The sequence below is a fragment of the Paraburkholderia phymatum genome (assembly GCF_038900715.1).
GTDB classification, from domain to species: domain Bacteria; phylum Pseudomonadota; class Gammaproteobacteria; order Burkholderiales; family Burkholderiaceae; genus Paraburkholderia; species Paraburkholderia phymatum_A.
The window spans coordinates 1-18394 of the sequence record NZ_JAYMRZ010000038.1; the positions used below are offsets into that span (position 1 = coordinate 1).

Annotated in this window: 13 protein-coding genes and 1 pseudogene; 13 read left to right on the plus strand and 1 reads right to left on the minus strand. The window is 60.4% G+C overall.

Going from position 1 to position 18394, the window contains the following annotated elements; translation table 11 throughout:
- Positions 1–160 precede the first annotated feature (160 nt).
- The 3 genes and pseudogenes from VSR68_RS39625 to VSR68_RS39635 form a co-directional block, all read left to right on the plus strand.
- Positions 161–1711 carry a methyl-accepting chemotaxis protein gene (locus VSR68_RS39625; RefSeq protein ID WP_342944942.1) on the plus strand — a complete coding sequence of 517 codons (1551 nt, stop codon included), beginning with the start codon at positions 161–163 and terminating at the stop codon, positions 1709–1711.
- A gap of 30 nt (positions 1712–1741) precedes the next feature.
- Complete coding sequence (locus tag VSR68_RS39630) at positions 1742–3559, plus strand: methyl-accepting chemotaxis protein (RefSeq protein WP_342944943.1); 1818 nt, start codon at positions 1742–1744, stop codon at positions 3557–3559.
- Between the two features lie 244 nt (positions 3560–3803).
- Positions 3804–4007 (plus strand): annotated as a pseudogene (locus tag VSR68_RS39635) (c-type cytochrome); the annotation flags it as partial.
- A 161-nt stretch (positions 4008–4168) separates the two neighbouring features.
- On the opposite strand, the gene VSR68_RS39640 reads toward VSR68_RS39635, so the two are convergent.
- Positions 4169–4642: an Lrp/AsnC family transcriptional regulator gene (locus VSR68_RS39640; protein ID WP_342933279.1), complete on the minus strand. Its 474-nt coding sequence runs from the start codon at positions 4640–4642 to the stop codon at positions 4169–4171.
- A gap of 148 nt (positions 4643–4790) precedes the next feature.
- Between VSR68_RS39640 and VSR68_RS39645 the strand changes: the two genes are divergently transcribed.
- The 10 genes from VSR68_RS39645 (at position 4791) to VSR68_RS39690 (ending at position 18306) form a co-directional block, all read left to right on the plus strand.
- Positions 4791–8321, plus strand: a complete 3531-nt coding sequence (locus VSR68_RS39645; RefSeq protein ID WP_342944965.1) for an indolepyruvate ferredoxin oxidoreductase family protein — start codon at positions 4791–4793, stop codon at positions 8319–8321.
- A gap of 26 nt (positions 8322–8347) precedes the next feature.
- Positions 8348–9112: a 3-hydroxyacyl-CoA dehydrogenase gene (locus VSR68_RS39650; protein WP_342933280.1), complete on the plus strand. Its 765-nt coding sequence runs from the start codon at positions 8348–8350 to the stop codon at positions 9110–9112.
- Between the two features lie 27 nt (positions 9113–9139).
- Entirely contained in the window at positions 9140–10327 is a 1188-nt protein-coding gene (locus tag VSR68_RS39655; protein ID WP_342944944.1) for an acetyl-CoA C-acyltransferase, read from the plus strand.
- 86 nt (positions 10328–10413) lie between these two features.
- Complete coding sequence (locus tag VSR68_RS39660) at positions 10414–11547, plus strand: acyl-CoA dehydrogenase family protein (RefSeq protein WP_342944945.1); 1134 nt, start codon at positions 10414–10416, stop codon at positions 11545–11547.
- Between the two features lie 63 nt (positions 11548–11610).
- Positions 11611–12402 carry an enoyl-CoA hydratase gene (locus tag VSR68_RS39665; RefSeq protein ID WP_342933283.1) on the plus strand — a complete coding sequence of 264 codons (792 nt, stop codon included), beginning with the start codon at positions 11611–11613 and terminating at the stop codon, positions 12400–12402.
- 1 nt (position 12403) lies between these two features.
- Positions 12404–13570: an enoyl-CoA hydratase/isomerase family protein gene (locus VSR68_RS39670; RefSeq protein WP_342944946.1), complete on the plus strand. Its 1167-nt coding sequence runs from the start codon at positions 12404–12406 to the stop codon at positions 13568–13570.
- Between the two features lie 72 nt (positions 13571–13642).
- Positions 13643–14392, plus strand: coding sequence for an electron transfer flavoprotein subunit beta/FixA family protein (locus VSR68_RS39675; RefSeq protein WP_342933285.1), 750 nt, complete (start codon positions 13643–13645; stop codon positions 14390–14392).
- A gap of 14 nt (positions 14393–14406) precedes the next feature.
- A complete protein-coding gene (locus tag VSR68_RS39680) occupies positions 14407–15351 on the plus strand; it encodes an electron transfer flavoprotein subunit alpha/FixB family protein (RefSeq protein WP_342944947.1) in 945 nt (314 codons plus the stop codon).
- Between the two features lie 178 nt (positions 15352–15529).
- The gene (locus tag VSR68_RS39685; RefSeq protein ID WP_342933287.1) at positions 15530–16843 is read left to right on the plus strand and encodes an MFS transporter; all 1314 of its coding nucleotides are present in this window, start codon (positions 15530–15532) and stop codon (positions 16841–16843) included.
- A gap of 23 nt (positions 16844–16866) precedes the next feature.
- A complete protein-coding gene (locus VSR68_RS39690) occupies positions 16867–18306 on the plus strand; it encodes an FAD-binding oxidoreductase (RefSeq protein WP_342933288.1) in 1440 nt (479 codons plus the stop codon).
- Positions 18307–18394: the final 88 nt, after the last annotated feature.

The following is an 18394-nucleotide window of genomic DNA, read 5'->3' on the forward strand; positions in this document are numbered from 1 at the left end:
TGTTCATCTTCGGTCAGCACGAGTTCCGCCTTCGGTCGCCCCATCACCATGCTGATATCTCCCGTTCCGTTGATATCAGCATCCTACGTGAACATAGGTCAGTTAACAACGGAACGGGACACTAGCGCCGCCTAGGCATAGTCAAATTCGGGGAGTCGAAGTGTCTCATTGGCGTCTTAGTATCAACGCTCGCCTCGCGGTGACGATGGCATTTCTCGGCGTCTTGCTGATAGGCGTCGGTGTGATCGGCTTGTCCGGAATGGCGGTCAGCAATGCGGCCAACCGCTATACATACTCCGTCCAGCTTCCGAAATCGATTGCCGTCGGCGAAATGGTAATCAATGTCGGACGTCAGCGGACATCGCTCGATCGCGCAGCCATCAACCCAGGCTCCGTTGATGCCAAGAACATGTACGGAAAAGATCGCGAAGTGGGTGCTGCTGCGAGCGAGGCATGGAGGCAGTACCTCGCTTTGCCGCGCGATGCGGTTGAAGATCGGCTCGCGTCCGACGTGACGTCCAAATACGAGGTGGTAGAGCGGGAGTTGGGCACGTTCCGAGATGCAACAGTTCGGGGTGACCGCGATGATATTCTCAAGCAGATGGTCGTCGTCGGCACAGCCTACACGAAGATGCAAAACGCCGCGACGAGCTTGAAGGATTACCAGTACCAGGAATCGAAGCGAGCCTATGAGGTGACAGAACGTCGCGACGGACTATTCCGGGCCGGAAGTTTGCTCGCGATCATGGCGGGTATGCTTGGCGCGTTCGGTAGCTGGTATTACTTGCGCCGCGCGATTCTTGGACCGGTGAACGAGGCCGTCATCCACTTCGAACACATCGCGGGCGGGGACTTGAGTCGCAATATCAAGATTCGATCCGATGACGAAATGGGGCGGATGCTACGTGCGCTCGTGACCATGCAGGACCGTCTTACCGACACTGTTGTATCGATGCGGGACAGTAGTCGATCGATTGCAACGGCGACCCGCGAAATCGCCTCGGGTAACGCTGACTTGTCGACGCGCACTGAATCTCAGGCAGCGTCGCTTCAAGAGACCGCGGCCAGCACCGAGGAGCTGTCAGCGACCGTCAAACAGAACTCGGAGAATGCACTGCGCGCACGAGAGCTGTCATTATCCGCATCGCAGATCGCTCAACGGGGGCATGAAGTCGTCGCGCGAGTTGTCGGTACCATGAATGAGATCAGCGAAAGTTCCGGCGCGGTCGAAGACATCACATCGATCATCGAAGGCATTGCGTTCCAGACCAACATTCTTGCACTGAATGCTGCCGTGGAGGCGGCCAGGGCCGGTGAGCAGGGGCGCGGATTTTCGGTGGTCGCAGCGGAAGTGCGGACGCTAGCGCAGCGCTCGTCGGCAGCGGCCAAGGAGATCAAAGACCTGATCGCCAATTCGAGCGCACGCGTAGAGACGGGCTCGAAACTAGTCGACGAGGCTGGCCGAACCATGGCCGAACTCATTGAGGCGGCTTCTCGTGCTCATACGATCATGGGCGAGATTTCGGATGCATCCAAGGAGCAAAGCAACGGCTTGAGTCAGGTCAGCATTGCCGTGAACCATATGGACCGGGCGGTGCAGCAAAATGCAGCTTTGGTGGAGGAAGCGGCGGCAGCTGCACAATCGTTGCAAGAACAGGCGCAAATGCTCGCGGATACTGCGGCGAAGTTCCAGGTGTCTGAGCGAGCCTGAGCCTCATTTTCATAGCGCGAGCCCTTCACTATGTTCACGTCCATACGCGTCCGGATCCTTGTCACATGTGTCGCCATCGTCGTCGCGGCCCTCGCGGTGACCGGCCTCATTAATTATCTGGTCGCCCGCTCTTTCAACGAAGGCGCGATCAGCCAGAACCTCGCCGCTATTGCGGAAGGACAGGGCCGCGCGATCGGCGAGTGGATTGCGGAAAAATCCGCGATGGTGGCGGGCATCGCGCCCGAGCAGCTCGACGGCGATGTAGCGCCCATCGTGACTCAGCTCAAGGCCGGCGGCCAATTCTCGTCGGCCTATGTTGGCTATCCTGACAAGCGTTCGGTATCCAGTGAGGGGCATCCCTCCAAGCCGGGCTACGACCCGACGGCACGACCTTGGTATAAGCAGGCTGTGGCTACCGGCAAACTGATCGTAACCAAGCCCTATGTCGATCACACGACGAACAAGCTCGTCGTCACCTTTGCTCGGCCGGTGTATGACATGAGCGGCACCCTCAAGGGCGTGTTGGCGGCCGACATCTTTCTCGACAAGGTCGTCGAAACTGTCAATGCGATTCATCCGACGCCGAACAGCTTCGCCTTCCTGGTCGATCAACGGGGCGCCGTCGTCGCCCACCCGGACGCCCAGCACAACCTGAAGCCGGCGACGGATCTCGCACCATCATTGACCGCCGATGCGCTGTCGAAACTCTCTTCGGTCCCGGCTCCGCTCGATGTCGAGATCGACGGCGCCGCCAAGTTGTTGCACGCGGTGCGTGTGTCCGGCACTGACTGGATGCTGGTAATCGCCCTCGACCGCCACGACGCGACGGCGGGCATGCGCGCGCTGGCCGGCGCCGATGCGCTCGCGCTCGTGATCGTCGCGGCCATCGCCTTGGCCTTGGTCGGCATGCTGACCGCGCCGCCGTTCAAGCGCCTATCGCAAGCGCGCGCGGCCATGGAGGATATCGGGTCGGGCAGTGGCGATTTGACCAAACGCCTGCCGGTCAACGCGCAGGACGAAGTGGCCGCGATTGCGCGCTCGTTCAATCTGTTCGTCGAAAAGATGAACTCGGTGATGCTTGAGATTCGCGAGAGCAGCGTATCGGTCAAGACCGCGGCGGAGGAAATCTCACAGGGCAATCGCGACCTGTCGGCGCGCACCGAGCACGCCGCTTCGTCGCTGCAGGAAACGGCGGCGTCCATGGAGCAGATCCATGGCACCGTCAAGCAGTCGGCTGACTCGGCGCAGCAAGCGGCTCGGCTCGCCAACGACGCTTCGCAGACCGCAACGCGCGGTGGCGATGTGGTGTCCGAGGTTGTGAGCACGATGCTCGCGATTTCCAATTCGTCTCGCAAGATCGCCGATATCATCGGTGTTATCGACGGTATAGCGTTTCAGACGAACATCCTGGCCTTGAATGCTGCCGTCGAAGCGGCGCGCGCCGGCGAACAGGGGCGTGGCTTCGCCGTGGTCGCCGGCGAAGTGCGCACGTTGGCACAGCGCAGCGCGCAAGCAGCGAAGGAAATCAAGCAGCTCATCACCGACTCGGTCGGTAAAGTCGAAGCCGGCACGGAGCAAGTCACCAAAGCCGGTGCGACGATGCGCGAGATCGTCGACAGCGTGCAGCGCGTGAGTCAGATCATCGTCGAGATCTCCGTCGCCGCCAACGAGCAAAGCGACGGCGTCGGTCAAGTCAATCGCGCCGTCGCCCAGCTCGATGAAGTCACGCAGCAGAATGCGGCGCTCGTCGAGCAATCGTCGGCCGCGGCCGATTTCCTCAGGGAACAGTCGTCCAATCTCGCCGGAGTGGTAGGGGAGTTCCGCTTGGCCGAGCGCACGCAATGGTGAACGCGTTGTGGCCGAGCTGGAGGTGCGGCAAGCGTGCCAGATGTAGCATCGCCTCCGCGACTTCGCTCCCGCTTGCGCCACGAAGAGACAGCAACTGCGAATTGCTCGTGTTGTTCCGCGAGCGAGTCGCGCACCGAACAATAAAGGTTCGATTGCGCGACAACGTGCAGTGTCCCGCGGCTAACCGCGATACGGTTCGATGTTCACGAGGCAGGTGTGCGCCGCACATCCCTGTCCGAACCCGGATTGCGCGGCCTGCCACCGCACGAGCGGTAGCGGCTACGACGGTACCTTCCCAACGCTTGCATTGTCCAGCGTTGTCAACTCGCGTGATCCTACGTCGCTGATACATATCGTTCTGGCGGGAGATGAAATGCCTTGGACGAAGGCGGCTCCAGCGCATTTCGCGATGCCGGGATTCGGTTGGATGCAAACGCATCAGGTCGTACTCTGTTTGCAAGACAGCACCGAGCTTGATTTCAATGGTCAGGAGGCGATCGGACTGGGGCCGCTGACGTATGAGGCGCAGCGCGGAAACCGCGTCCAGAGATCCCTATCATTTGACCGGCCGCTCTCGGACGTATAGTAGAGACCGCCTGGCGCAATTGACTAATCGTCGCGAGGCTTAACCGGCAAGGCCGTCTTGTAATAGACGCGCCTCAGTGCCACAGATGTATTGATATCTCTCACGCTATCGATTTTCGAGAGCTTTTCCACGACGAATTTCTCAAGACTAGCGATATCGGGCACGACGACTCGAAGCATATAGTCGAAAGCCCCAGTCATCAAATAACACTCCATCACTTCATCGAAGGTCGCGACCTCTTGCTCGAACCCTTTGAGCAGCGGCGCGCGTTTCTTGTCGACGGCGACAGACACGTAAGCGCTGACCGGGAACCCTGCCTTTTCCTGATCGAGAAGTGTCACGTGGCGGCTGATGATGCCGCCTTCCTCCAGCAAACGTATCCGTCGATAAAACGGCGACAGTGAAAGGCCGAGCGATTCGGCAAGGTCGGCTGCCTTGACGTGCGCATTTTGCTGCAAGGCTTGAAGAATACGAACGTCGATCCGGTCCAGCTTCATTGACCAGGCCCTCGAATACAAAGAGGAGGTGGGGTTGGGAAAGTTTGCTAAGAAGCGTGCGTTTGCGGCCCGAGGTTAGCACATATCGCCCGCATAGCGTACCTAGAATCAACCGCACGACAAAAACATGTGGAGACATCGCGTGAACATGCGAGTACCGGAACTCGGGCGGGAGATTGACCGCGGGTACGAATTGGAAGACCGCTATCTTCGGGAGAATGGAACAGTCTTTCTCACGGGGACTCAGGCGCTCGTCCGCATTTTGATCGAGCAGGCGCGCAGGGACTCCCGTGCGGGCATCCGCTCGGCCGGGCTGGTTTCCGGTTATCGGGGCTCCCCCCTTGGCGGCTTGGACCAAGAGCTTTGGCGGCAGAAGGAGCTGCTGACCCGCATGGACATCCGCTTCGAACCGGGGCTCAACGAGGACCTTGCCGCGACGATGAGCTGGGGTGCTCAACAGCTCGATGCGTTTCCGGGAAAGCGCGTAGATGGCGTCTTCTCAATGTGGTACGGGAAAGGACCAGGCGTCGACAGAACGGGTGACGTGTTCCGTAACGCAAACATTCTCGGTACGTCCCGACAGGGTGGCGTGTTGGCCGTGGCAGGCGACGATCATGCCGCGCAGTCGTCGATGTTCCCGCACCAAACCGACCATGTCTTTGAAGGCGCGATGATGCCCATCATCTTTCCAGCGTCGGTCGATGAATACATTGAATTCGGTTTGGCTGGCTATGCGATGTCGCGGTTTTCGGGGCTGTGGGTCGCGTATAAAGCGATTACCGAGACAGTGGAGAGCGGGCGCTCGATGCGGGTAGGCGAGAGCGCTTCTCCGGTCGGCGGATTCGCCGAACCTTTGGACATCGAGATTCCCTACGGTCGCGGCTTCAACTATGACCCGAAATTGCGGTGGCCCACCGAGCGGGCGGAACTGGAGCGACGGCTTCTAGAGGAGCGACTCCCGGCTGCACTCGCCTTCGCTCGCGCGAATCCCTTCGACAAGGCAATCTCGCGCCCCCGCAATGCCCGGGTGGGGATTGTAACGGTGGGTAAGGCCCACGGTGACCTGCTGGCTGCGCTTTCGAAGCTCGGGCTGGACACTGCGGAGCTCGAGCGCCTTGGCATCGGCATCTACAAGGTGGGGATGACATGGCCGCTCGAGTGCCGCGGTGTGCGAGCGTTTGCGAATGGAATGTCCGCGTTGATGGTCGTGGAGGAAAAGCGCTCGTTCGTCGAACGCCAGCTCAAGGAAGCATTGTTCAACCTTAGCGCAGCCGAGCGGCCGGAAGTCTTCGGGAAGCAATTACGCGATGGGAGCACCCTTGTTCCGGCCACGCTGGAGCTTTCGTCTGCACAGGTGACGCAAGCCGTGACGAAGTTTCTGGCTTACATTGGTATCGAACTCCCACAGGCCGCGCCGGATCGTCAACCTCCTGCCGCTGGAAAATCGATTCCTATTCTGGGCATCAAGGAAGCGACGCTGCTGACCCGCAAGCCGTTCTTCTGCGCAGGCTGCCCGCACAATACGTCGACGAAGCTTCCTGACGGCTCCCACGCGGCGGCCGGCATCGGCTGTCACATCATGGCGCTCGGTGAAGCCGGCGCGACAGCTACGTTCTGTCAGATGGGCGGTGAGGGCACCCAGTGGGTCGGGATGTCGACCTTCACGGAAATGCCGCATATGTTCGTGAACCTCGGTGACGGTACCTATCAGCACTCGGGCAGTCTCGCCATTCGTCAGGCGGTCGCCGCAAATACCAACGTCACCTACAAAATCCTGTTCAATGATGCAGTAGCCATGACGGGCGGCCAGCCTACGGAAGGCGGTCTGACGGTGCGGCGAGTGGTCGACCAAGTACTCGCGGAAGGTGTGTCCAGTGTGACTATCGTCACCGACGATCTTGCCAGATACGCAGCACCTGATTCTGTGCCGGCGAACGTCCCAGTGCTGCACCGAGACGAGATGGATGGGCTGCAGCGCAGATTGCGGGAAAAGAAGGGCGTTTCCGTCATCGTCTATGAACAGACATGTGCTGCCGAAAAGCGACGTCGCCGCAAGCGAGGGACGATGGCGATACCGCCCGCTCGTGTAGTCATCAACACGGACATTTGCGAGGGGTGCGGGGATTGTTCGGTTCAATCCAACTGCATCGCTATCGAGCCGCTCGACACTGACCATGGGCGCAAGCGCGAGGTCAATCAATCGTCTTGCAACAAGGACCTGTCGTGCACGAAAGGGTTCTGTCCAAGCTTTGTCACGGTAGAAGGTCTCCAGCCTCGCAAGCCTGACCGGACGCGGATAGAAGCGATCGAGGCCGAGCTTCGTAAGAGCCTCAAGCAACCAAGTTCCGTTTCTCCGGAGATTGATCGTCACGCACGCATCGTAGTGACCGGTATTGGTGGCACAGGGGTCGTGACGATTGGCGCGGTTTTGGCGATGGCAGCGCATCTCGAAGGGCGGGGAGCATCGACGCTCGACTTCACCGGACTGGCGCAGAAAAACGGCGCGGTCTTGAGTCATGTGCAAATCGCGAGCAGCAGAGACGAGATTTTGACTTCGCGGATCGAATCGCGGAGCGCGAACGTTCTGATCGGCTGCGATGCCGTTGTCGCAGCTTCGAATGACGCCCTTTCGCGTGTCATGCACGAGTCGACGCACGCGGTGATCAACACACACATCACGCCTACTGTCGATTTTGTGAAGAACGGGGATCTGGCTCTAAGCGAAGCAGCTCACAAAAGGGTAATCGAGGCGGCCGTGGGTGAGACTACATCGTCATTCTGGAATTGCACTGCCGCCGCGGAAACTATCTTCGGTGATTCCATTGCATCGAACATGATGATGGTTGGGTTCGCTTATCAGAAAGGCTTGATTCCTTTATCGGAGGAGGCAATCGCAAGGGCGATCGAACTCAATGGTGCTGCTCTGGACATGAACAAGCGTGCGTTCCTCTGGGGGCGGCTCATTGCTCAAGACGCGCGCGCGGTCGACAAGCTCATCTCGATGCGGGATCCACACAAGGAACAGTTCGATATCGATCGATTCGTGCAGGCGCGTATGAATGACCTAGTGGCCTATCAGAATGCTGGCTACGCTAAGCGCTATATGGAGTTTGTGGAAAAGGTAAAAGTGGCGGAGCGTCGGGTCCAGGGGGCGCGCGGCGAACTTACCGAGTCGGTCGCAAGAAGCTACTACAAGGTGCTCGCTTACAAGGACGAGTACGAGGTGGCGCGCCTTCATACAGACGGAAGTTTCCGACGCAGATTGACCGAAAATTTCGAAGGGGATGGCAAGTTCACGTATCACATGGCGCCTCCAGTTCTCTCGCGCCGAGACGAGAAGACAGGACGCAGAGCGAAGTTGGCTCTTGATGGCTGGTGGATGACGCCCATCCTGCATGTCTTGAAGCGCGGCAAAGTGCTGCGCGGAACAGTGATCGACCCGTTCGGCCGCCAGACCGACCGCAAAGTGGAGCGCGCACTGATTCGAGAGTTCGAAGACGACGTGGAACTCGCAATTTCGAACCTGTCATCGCAAAACCATCAGGCAGCCGTCGAGCTGGTTTCGCTGCCCATGTCCGTACGCGGCTTCGGTGCGATCAAAGAAGCGAATTACAAGGCGGTTCAACCGCTTCGCCAAAAATATCGAAAGGAATTGCTGAACAATCTGTGTCGCGCCTGAACGCGAACCCCCATCGAGGAATAGTTATGTTGATCGAGGATCAGGTCTTTGTTGTAACTGGAGGCGGTTCGGGCCTCGGCGCCGAAACTGCTCGCGTTCTGGTCGACCGCGGTGGCCGAGTGGTTTTGGCCGACGTCGACGAGCGTGCAGGCTCGGCGGTCGCGCAAGCCATTGGCCCGCACGCCAAGTTTGTTGCGACCGATGTCACGAATGAACAAAGCGTAGCGAATGCCGTTGCCGCTGCCAAGTCGATGGGGAGCTTGCGAGGACTCGTCAGTTGCGCCGGGGTTGCTCCCGCGGAAAAAGTCGTGGGCAGGGAAGGGCCCCATCGGCTCGATTCATTTTCTCACACCGTGAACATCAATCTCGTCGGCACGTTCAACGTCGTTCGGCTATGCGCCGCCGCCATGTCTTCGAACGAGCCCGATGGCGACGGAGAGCGCGGGGTCATTATCAACACCGCATCCGTGGCTGCGTTCGACGGGCAGATCGGTCAAGCGGCGTATGCCGCGTCGAAAGGAGCGGTCGTGGCAATGACGCTACCGATTGCCAGGGAGTTATCGCGCTTCGGGATTCGCGTCATGACCATCGCACCGGGAATCATGGAAACCCCGATGCTGCTGGGCATGCCCGCCGAGGTCCGGGAGTCCCTCGGCAAGATGGTTCCGTTTCCTTCCCGGCTGGGAAAGCCGGCCGAATTCGCCGCGCTCGTGGAGCACATTCTGAGCAACCGCTACCTGAACGGCGAAGTCATTCGTCTGGATGGTGCGATTCGTATGGCGGCACGCTAGACGTGCGCAAGTATCAGTGAGACCTCTATGAACAACGATCCCATTGTTATCGTTTCGGCGGTTCGTACGCCGCTGGGCGGATTCCAAGGCGATTTCGCGTCGCTGTCCGCGCCGCAACTTGGCGGCGTCGCCATCAAGGCGGCACTCGAGCGTTCTGGAATCGACACAAACGCGGTCGGCGAGGTAACCCTAGGTTGTGTTCTGCCAGCCGGCGTCGGCCAGGCTCCGGCGCGCCAGGCAGCAATACACGCCGGCTTGCCCCTTTCGGTTCAGTGCTCGACGGTCAGCAAAGTCTGCGGTTCGGGCATGAAGGCCGTAATGAACGCGCACGACGCGATTCTTGCTGGCAGTAATGATGTGATCGTCGCGGGCGGCATGGAATCGATGAGCAACGCACCGTATCTTCTGCCCAAGGCGAGAGGCGGTTTTCGGATGGGGCACGGTCAGGTCCTCGACCATATGTTCCTAGACGGCCTTGAGGATGCCTATTTCGATCGCGGTAGGCTCATGGGCACTTTCGCCGAAGATTGTGCCTCGGCATATCAGTTCACTCGTGGCGACCAAGATGCGTACGCGATTGCATCCACCGAGCGGGCGCAGCAAGCCGCTTCTGATGGCTCGTTTGACTGGGAGCTAGCGCCGGTAACGATCGCGACGAAGACTGGCGAGCGCCAAATCGTGCAGGACGAGCAGCCGCCGAAGGCCAGAATCGACAAACTCCCGTCGTTAAAGCCAGCGTTCCGTAAGGATGGGACGATCACCGCAGCGAGCTCGAGCTCCATTTCGGACGGAGCGGCCGCGCTCGTCATGATGCGCCGTTCCGCTGCGGCCGGGTTGGGGGCTACGCCGATTGCTGTGGTGGTCGGCCATGCTACGTACGCCGCCGAACCGCGCCTGTTTCCTACGGCTCCGATCGGAGCGGTGAAGAAGTTGCTCGCGCAATCCGGTTGGTCAACGGCTCACGTCGATCTTTGGGAGGTGAATGAAGCGTTCGCCGTGGTGCCGATGGCGTGCGCCAAGGACCTTGCCCTGGACCTTTCGAGGGTCAATATTCACGGCGGCTCATGTGCGCTTGGTCACCCGATCGGCGCGTCCGGCGCGCGAATTCTTGTCACCCTGATTGGCGCGCTTCGAAAGACCGGCGGCAAGCGAGGTATCGCTAGCCTATGCATTGGCGGTGGCGAAGCCACCGCCGTGGCCATCCAGATGTGTTGACCGCGGTAACGCCGGTTTGCCGAGCAAGTCTCAGGCGACATGATCGGCTGTTGCTGTCGAAGAATTGAAAACCCATGGTGAACGGGATGGATGATTTCTACACCGACGAACAACGGATGATACGCGATGCGGCGCGCGATTTCTCGCGAGAACGTCTTGCGCCGCTTGCTGCTCAATGGGACAGGGAATGCCGTCTACCTGACGAAATCGTCATGCAGATGGGTGAGGTCGGGTTGCTCGGCATGATCGTGCCTGCACAATACGGCGGCACGTACACGGATTATGTGGCCTATGCGCTCGCTCTCGAAGAGGTGGCAGCCGGCTGTGCATCATGTGCAACGTTGATGAGCGTGCATAACTCAGTCGGCTGCGGGCCCATCCTCAACTTCGGCAATGACGCGCAAAAAGATCGTTACTTGGCCGAGCTCGCGACGGGGCGCAAGATCGGGGCGTTTTGCCTGACCGAGCCGCAAGCGGGGTCCGAGGCACACAACCTGCGGACGCGTGCCGTTCTCAGTGACGGATATTGGAGGCTGAGCGGCAGCAAGCAATTTATCACGAACGGTGCATGCGCCGACCTCGCCGTGGTCTTCGCCGTCACCGACCCGGGGGCGGGTAAGCGTGGATTGTCGGCCTTCATCGTCCCAACTGGCACGCGCGGCTTCAACGTTGGGCCGCCGGAGCACAAACTCGGCATCCGGGCATCCGAAACGTGTCCGATCACGCTCGATGACTGCGCGATATCGGAAGCGAACCTACTGGGCCAACCCGGCGACGGTTTGAAAATCGCGTTATCGAATCTCGAGGGCGGCCGTATCGGCATTGCGGCGCAGGCCGTGGGTATTGCGCGCGCGGCATTGGACGCGGCACGCGCTTATGCACGCGAACGCATTCAGTTCGGCCAGCGGCTCAGAGACCATCAAGCGATCGCCAACATGCTGGCAGACATGGCAACGAAGCTCAACGCTGCGCGTTTGCTCGTTCACCATGCCGCTCGGCTCCGTAGTTCGGGCAAACCGTGCCTCTCCGAGGCATCGCAAGCCAAGCTCTTTGCATCAGAGATCGCCGAAGAAGTTTGCTCGAGGGCGATTCAAATACACGGTGGATATGGGTATCTGCAGGACTACGCGGTCGAGCGCCATTACCGCGATGCACGCATTACTCAAATCTACGAAGGAACGAGCGAAGTACAGAGGATGGTGATTGCGCGTCACCTGTAGCTCCGCGATCGTCGGAATAGGAGGAGACATGAACCCAACCGTACTGATAGCGGGGTCGCTGGAATGATCGAGCTTGAATATGTTCAACAAGGCGCCCGGCAGGACGTTGCACTGATTACGCTGCAACGGCCCCCGGTCAATGCGTTTACGCAAGATGGGTTGCTGCGGTTGAAGCAGACGATAGAGCGCCTGAATGGCGAGCGCGATATTCGCGCCATCGTGATTACTGGCGGTGGGCCGAGGTTCTTTAGCGCGGGCGCAGATCTGAACACGTTCTCCGATGGCAGGAAGGATGTGGCGCGCGTCGCTGCTTCCTTGTTCGGCTCGGCGTTCGAGACGCTTCAAGAGGCACGGCCTGTCGTCATTGCAGCGATCAACGGGTATGCAATGGGCGGCGGACTCGAATGCGCGCTCGCCTGCGACATCCGCATTGCCGAGGCGCACGCGCAATTGGCTTTGCCGGAAACGGCGGTCGGGCTGCTCCCTTGCGGTTGCGGAACACAGACGTTGCCTTGGCTCGTGGGTGAGGGATGGGCCAAGAGAATGATGCTGACCGGCGAGCGCATCGACGCCGCGACGGCTTTGCGGATCGGGCTCGTGGAGGAAGTGGTCGAGCAAGGCGCTGCACGCGAGGCGGGCATTGCGATGGGAAAGCGTGTGGCGCGCCTGAGTCCGCTCGCCGTGACTTTAAGCAAGCAGTTGATCCACGAAGCGCGCAACGGTATCCCGCGCCGGGCAGCCTTGACCATCGAGCGTGAACGCTTCGTCGATCTCTTCGATGATCCGGATCAACGAGAGGGCGTGAATGCGTTCCTCGAAAAGCGGTCTCCGCGTTGGCATCGGACGGGAGGTTGAGATGACCGAGGTGCTGCTCAAGGAGCGACCCGCAACAGACAAGACAGTGCGGACGGAAGCCGAAGCGGACGTGCTATTGCGCATCGTCAACCGCGTGGCTGTCATCTCGCTGAATCGCCCGACGGCGCTAAACGCGTTGTCGCATGAGATGGTCATCGAATTGGCGAGGCTCTTTGAGCGGTGCCGCTTCGATGACCAAATCGTCGCAGTTGTCCTGCGCGCCAACGGGGAGAAGGCATTTTGTGCGGGCGGTGACGTTCGCGCGCTATATGGACAGGTAAAAAGCGGCGACTCGGCCTGGCTGCAGTTTTTCGTCGACGAATATCGGCTCGATTACACCATTCACACATTCCCTAAGCCTGTGGTCGCCTTGCTTGACGGCATCATCATGGGCGGCGGAATGGGACTAGGGCAGGGAGCAAAGCTACGAGTGGTGACCCACCGCACGAGGATGGCCATGCCGGAGACGCGTATCGGGCTCTTTCCCGATGTCGGCGCGACGTCTTTTCTATCTGCTATGCCGGTGAGACTCGAACTGTATTTTGGGTTGACGGGCGTCACGCTGTCAGGACCGGACGCCTTGTTTTGCAATCTGGCGGATATCTGCGTGCCTTTCGAATGGCTTGCAACGTTCGAGGAGCGGCTCCAGCGGATGCCCATCTATGTTGGCCAAGAGAAATTGATGCTCGCTTTGCGCACGGTCTTCGAGCCGCCCGCCAACGTCATACCGCACGCTGCGTTGAGTGACGTGCTGCCGCTCGTGACGAGGCACTTCAATGAGCGGTGGACGGTCGACGAAATCGGTACTTCGTTGAGCGATGCATGTGAGCGCGAAACATCGCAGGGAGTATTGCAGTGGTGTCGATCGACGTTCGGGGCGCTTTCCACCCACTCACCCACGATGTTGAAGGTGACCCGGGACGCACTATTGCGTGGACGTGGGAGGTCGCTTGCCGAATGCTTCAGGATGGAACTCGATATGGTGAGCCGTGCCGTGCCCGATGGCGATTTCCTCGAAGGCGTGCGCGCTCACGTGATCGTCAAAGATAGAAAGCCCTGCTGGCTGCCGCCGACGCTGGCCGATGTGAAAGACGATCGCGTTCGCCATTTCAGCACCGCGCTATGGCGATCGGACGCCCATCCGCTCGCGGATCTTGGGCGCCGCTGATCTCGCATCTAATGCGCAGTCTGGATGATGTGTACCCGTAATCTTATGTAAGTCGAATTCAGGAGAGCGGAAGTGAAGATTTTGGTAGCGGTGAAGCGCGTGGTGGACGCGAACGTTAAAGTTGCGGTGAAATCGGACGGCACAGGCGTCGACATTGCCAGTGTCAAGATGTCGATGAATCCGTTCGACGAGATTGCAGTGGAAGAGGCCGTGCGTCTGAAGCAAGCGGGTGTCGCGGTCGAGATCATTGTCGTTTCCTGCGGCCCCGCGCAGTGTCAGGAGACGTTGCGCACGGCGTTGGCAATCGGCGCGGATCGCGCGATCTTGATCGAATCGAACGAGGAGCTGCAGCCGTTGGCGGTGGCCAAGCTTTTGAAGGCGCTCATCGATAAGGAGCAGCCGCAGCTCGTGATTCTGGGCAAGCAGGCGATCGACGACGACTCGAACCAGACGGGCCAGATGCTGGCCGCGCTGGCGGGCCTGCCGCAAGCGACGTTCGCTTCGAAGGTGACGATTGCGGATGGCAAGGCTACCGTTGCACGCGAAGTGGACGGCGGCGCCGAAACGTTGACGTTGACGCTGCCCGCCGTCGTGACGACGGATCTGCGCCTGAACGAGCCGCGCTACGTGACGCTGCCCAACATCATGAAGGCGAAGAAGAAGCCGCTCGAAACGATCAAGCCCGAAGACCTCGGTGTGGACGTCGCTCCCCGTTTGAAGACGCTGAAGGTGGCCGAGCCGCCGAAGCGCAGTGCCGGCGTGATGGTGAGGGACGTTCAGACGCTGGTCGAGAAGCTGAAGACCGAAGCCAAGGTGCTGTGAGGGGAGCGAACGAAATGACGATTCTTGTAATTGCGGAACACGATGGCGCGTCCATCAAGGGCGCCACGCTGAGCGCGGTGAGAGCGGCCGCAGTGTTAGCCTCATTGACTAACGACCCGATCCATATGCTGGTGGCAGGGCATGACGTGCGCGCGGCAGCCGATGCCGCGGCAAACATCTCCGGCGTGTCTAAGGTGCTGGCGGCAGCTGCGCCGCAACTGGCCGAAGGCCTCGTGGAAAATGTCGAGGCGACCGTGCTGCGCATCGCTCGGGAATACTCGCACCTGCTGATCGCGGCGACGGCTCATGGCAAGAATTTGGCCCCGCGCATCGCTGCCATGCTCGATGTGGCGCAGATCAGCGAGATCACAGCGATCGTATCGCAGGATACGTTCGAACGGCCCATCTACGCGGGCAACGCGATTGCGACGGTGCGCTCGGAGGACCCCGTCAAAGTGATCACTGTACGCGCTACGGCCTTCGAACCTGTGCTGGCTGAAGGCGGTGCGGCGTCGATCGAGCAGATCGAAGCGGCGGCCGATCGCGGCATTTCGCGGTTCATAAGCCGCGAGCTCACCAAGCTGGAACGTCCCGAGCTCACGAGCGCGAACATCGTCGTCTCGGGCGGACGCGGTCTGGGCAGCGGCGAAAACTATGCAGCGGTGCTGGCGCCGTTGGCGGACAAGCTCGGCGCCGCATTGGGCGCCTCGCGTGCGGCGGTGGACGCAGGCTATGTTCCGAACGATTATCAGGTAGGCCAGACCGGTAAGATCGTGGCGCCGCAGCTATACGTGGCTGTGGGCATTTCCGGGGCTATCCAGCACCTAGCGGGTATGAAGGACAGCAAGGTCATCGTCGCCATCAACAAGGACCCTGAAGCGCCAATCTTCAGCGTGGCGGATTATGGCCTCGTCGGCGATCTGTTCACGCTCGTACCAGAGGTGGTGTCGGCACTGTAGTTCTCGACGGCTGCACGCCGTCGGCAAGCTGACGGCGTGTGTCATCTCGTTGGCAGATGGCCGGTTCTGCAATCCATATTTTCCTTTTGTGCAAATTGGGAGGACGATATCCCTACGTCAGCCGTTAGGCACTGCTAACGCGACCTGACGACGCAATAAGAAAGTCACGGAGACAAGCATGACCATTCAAACCACTGCACCGGCGCTCGCCGGACACGGCAAAGCGGAGAGCGATCCCGTCTATCGGAAAGTCGCCTGGCGCCTCCTGCCCTTGTTGTTCCTCTGCTACGTCGTCGCCTACCTCGACCGCGTGAACGTTGGGTTCGCCAAGCTCGAGATGTTGGCGAACTTGAAGTTTAGCGAAACGGTCTATGGGCTGGGCGCGGGCATTTTTTTCCTCGGCTACTTCGTATTCGAAGTGCCAAGCAATCTCATCTTGCATCGTGTCGGCGCGCGTCGCTGGATTGCGCGGATCATGATTACCTGGGGCCTGCTTTCCGCAATGATGTTGCTGGTCAAGTCGCCTGGGTCCTTTTACCTGCTGCGCTTTCTGCTCGGCGCTGCCGAAGCCGGGTTCTTCCCCGGCATTATTTTGTACCTGACTTACTGGTTTCCCGCGCAGAGGCGCGGGCGCGTGACGTCAATGTTCATCGCTGCGATCCCCGTGTCAGGAATCATTGGCGGGCCGCTGTCCGGCTGGATCCTGAGGTACATGAGCGGTGCTGGCGGCATGTCCGGATGGCAGTGGCTGTTCTTGCTGCAAGGGCTTCCGACTGTACTGGTAGGGCTGCTCGTGCTGAAGTACCTGTATGACGGCCCGGCCACGGCACCGTGGTTGGCGCAGCGCGAGCGCAATCGCATCGAGGCAGATCTCGCCACTGAGTTGGCAAGCAAAGGCGAGGCGAACGTCGGCTCCACGCTGATGAGCGGCCGGGTCTGGATGCTGGCACTTGTGTACTTCGCGTTCGTCTCCGGCCTTTACGGTGTCAGCTTCTGGTTGCCCAGCATCATCCGCGGTATGGGCGTGGCCGACCCGCTCCAGATCGGGCTGCTGAGTGCGGTGCCATGGGTCTTCGGCATGTTGGCGATGCATTTGGTTGCCGCGAGCGCCGATCGCCACCTCGAGCAGCGCTGGCATGCCGCGCTCGCTGCATTGGGAGGCGCTGCGGGGCTGGTACTTAGCGTGGTGCTGCATGGCAATCAGTGGATGGCGCTGGCGAGTCTTACGCTGGCGACGATGGGCATCATGGCGACGCTTCCGGTGTTCTGGGGGCTGCCTACGATGCTATTGGGCGGTGCCGGGGCTGCTGCGGGCATCGCGCTCATCAATTCGTTCGGCAATCTGTCGGGCTTCAGCGCACCTTTTCTCGTGGGGCTCATGCGCGACGCCACGCACAGCACCAACGCCGGCCTCTACATGCTCGCCGGATGGTTGGTGCTTGGCGCCGTGCTCGTACTGTTCGTGCGACCTATGCAGTCGCCGCACCGTTGAACTCCTATCCTCTGCCAGACATCATGACAACGCTTCTCGAGTCTCATCCGGCCGCCACGGTCGGCCACACTGCGCCGCGCCGTTCGCCGTCGCCCGCGCTCCTTGCCGCACTGGAAAGAATGTTCGGAGAGCGCTTTTCGCGTAGCGCCGCAGTGTTGCTCCAGCACGGCACGGACGAATCGGCTTACCCCCCGGCACCGCCTGACGCCGTCGTCTTCGTGACCAACACCGATGAAGTGGCTTTTGTCGTACGGGCTTGCGCCGCGGAGCGGGTACCGGTAATCGCCTTCGGGGCCGGTTCCTCCGTCGAAGGCCACCTGCTCGCGGTACAGGGTGGCGTTTGCATCGACTTCTCGCAGATGAACGCCGTGTTGGACATTCGAACTGAGGATATGACTGCGACCGTGCAAGCTGGCGTTACGCGCAACGCGCTTAATGCCGCGCTAGCCGACAGCGGCTTCTTCTTCTCTGTTGACCCGGGCGCGGATGCCACCATCGGCGGCATGGTCGCGACCGCGGCTTCCGGCACGAACACCGTCCGTTATGGCACCATGCGCGACAACGTGCGGAGTTTGACGGTCGTGACGGCTGGCGGCGAGGTCCTGCGTACAGCATCGGATGCCAGCAAGTCGTCGGCGGGCTACAACTTGACGCAGCTCTATTGCGGCTCGGAGGGCACGTTGGGGTTGATCACCGAGGCAACGGTTCGGCTTCATCCGCGCCCGGAGGTCACCGCGGCAGCGGTAGTGAGTTTCCCGACGGTGCGCGCGGCGGTCGATTGCGTCATCCAATCAGTGCAAGGCGGCGTCGCGCTGGCGCGTGCCGAGATGCTCGACGCCCTTACCATCCGCGCCATCAACGCGCACAACCGCCTGGCGTTGAACGAGCAGCCGACACTATTCCTTGAGTTCAATGGTGGCCAGGCTCAGGTCGATGAGCAGGCCGACTGGGTCAGGCAGATCGCGCAAGAATGCGGCGGCGGCGAATTCCAGTGGGCGGCGCGCCCGGAGGATCGTTCTCGCCTTTGGACGCCTCGTCATCACGCCTATTTCGCCGTACTACAACTCAGAGCAGGAAGCCGATGCGTGACCACGGACGCCTGTGTGCCTATCTCGGCACTGGCCGCTTGCATTGAGGAAACAGAGGCGGATATCGCCCAGCATGGATTGTTGGCTCCCGTCTTCGGACACGTCGGCGACGGAAATTTTCACTGTCTCGTGCTAGTGGACCCGGGCAACGCAATCGAAGTCGAGGCGGCGGAAGCCTTCAGCCAGCGACTTGTCCGACGTGCATTGCGCTATGGCGGCACTTCGACCGGAGAGCACGGCGTGGGCCTTCACAAGATCGGCTATTTGGTCGAGGAGCACGGCGAGGCTGCGGTCGCCGTGATGCGTTCGATCAAGCATGCGCTCGATCCGTTGAACATCCTAAATCCCGGCAAAGTGATCTCTGTCGGCGCGTGAGCGCAAATCTCGTTTCGAGCCCCGGTTTGCTTGGGGGCTCGTGGGTATGGGAGGGCCGATCATGAATCGATCGAATCAGCGCGCCGCG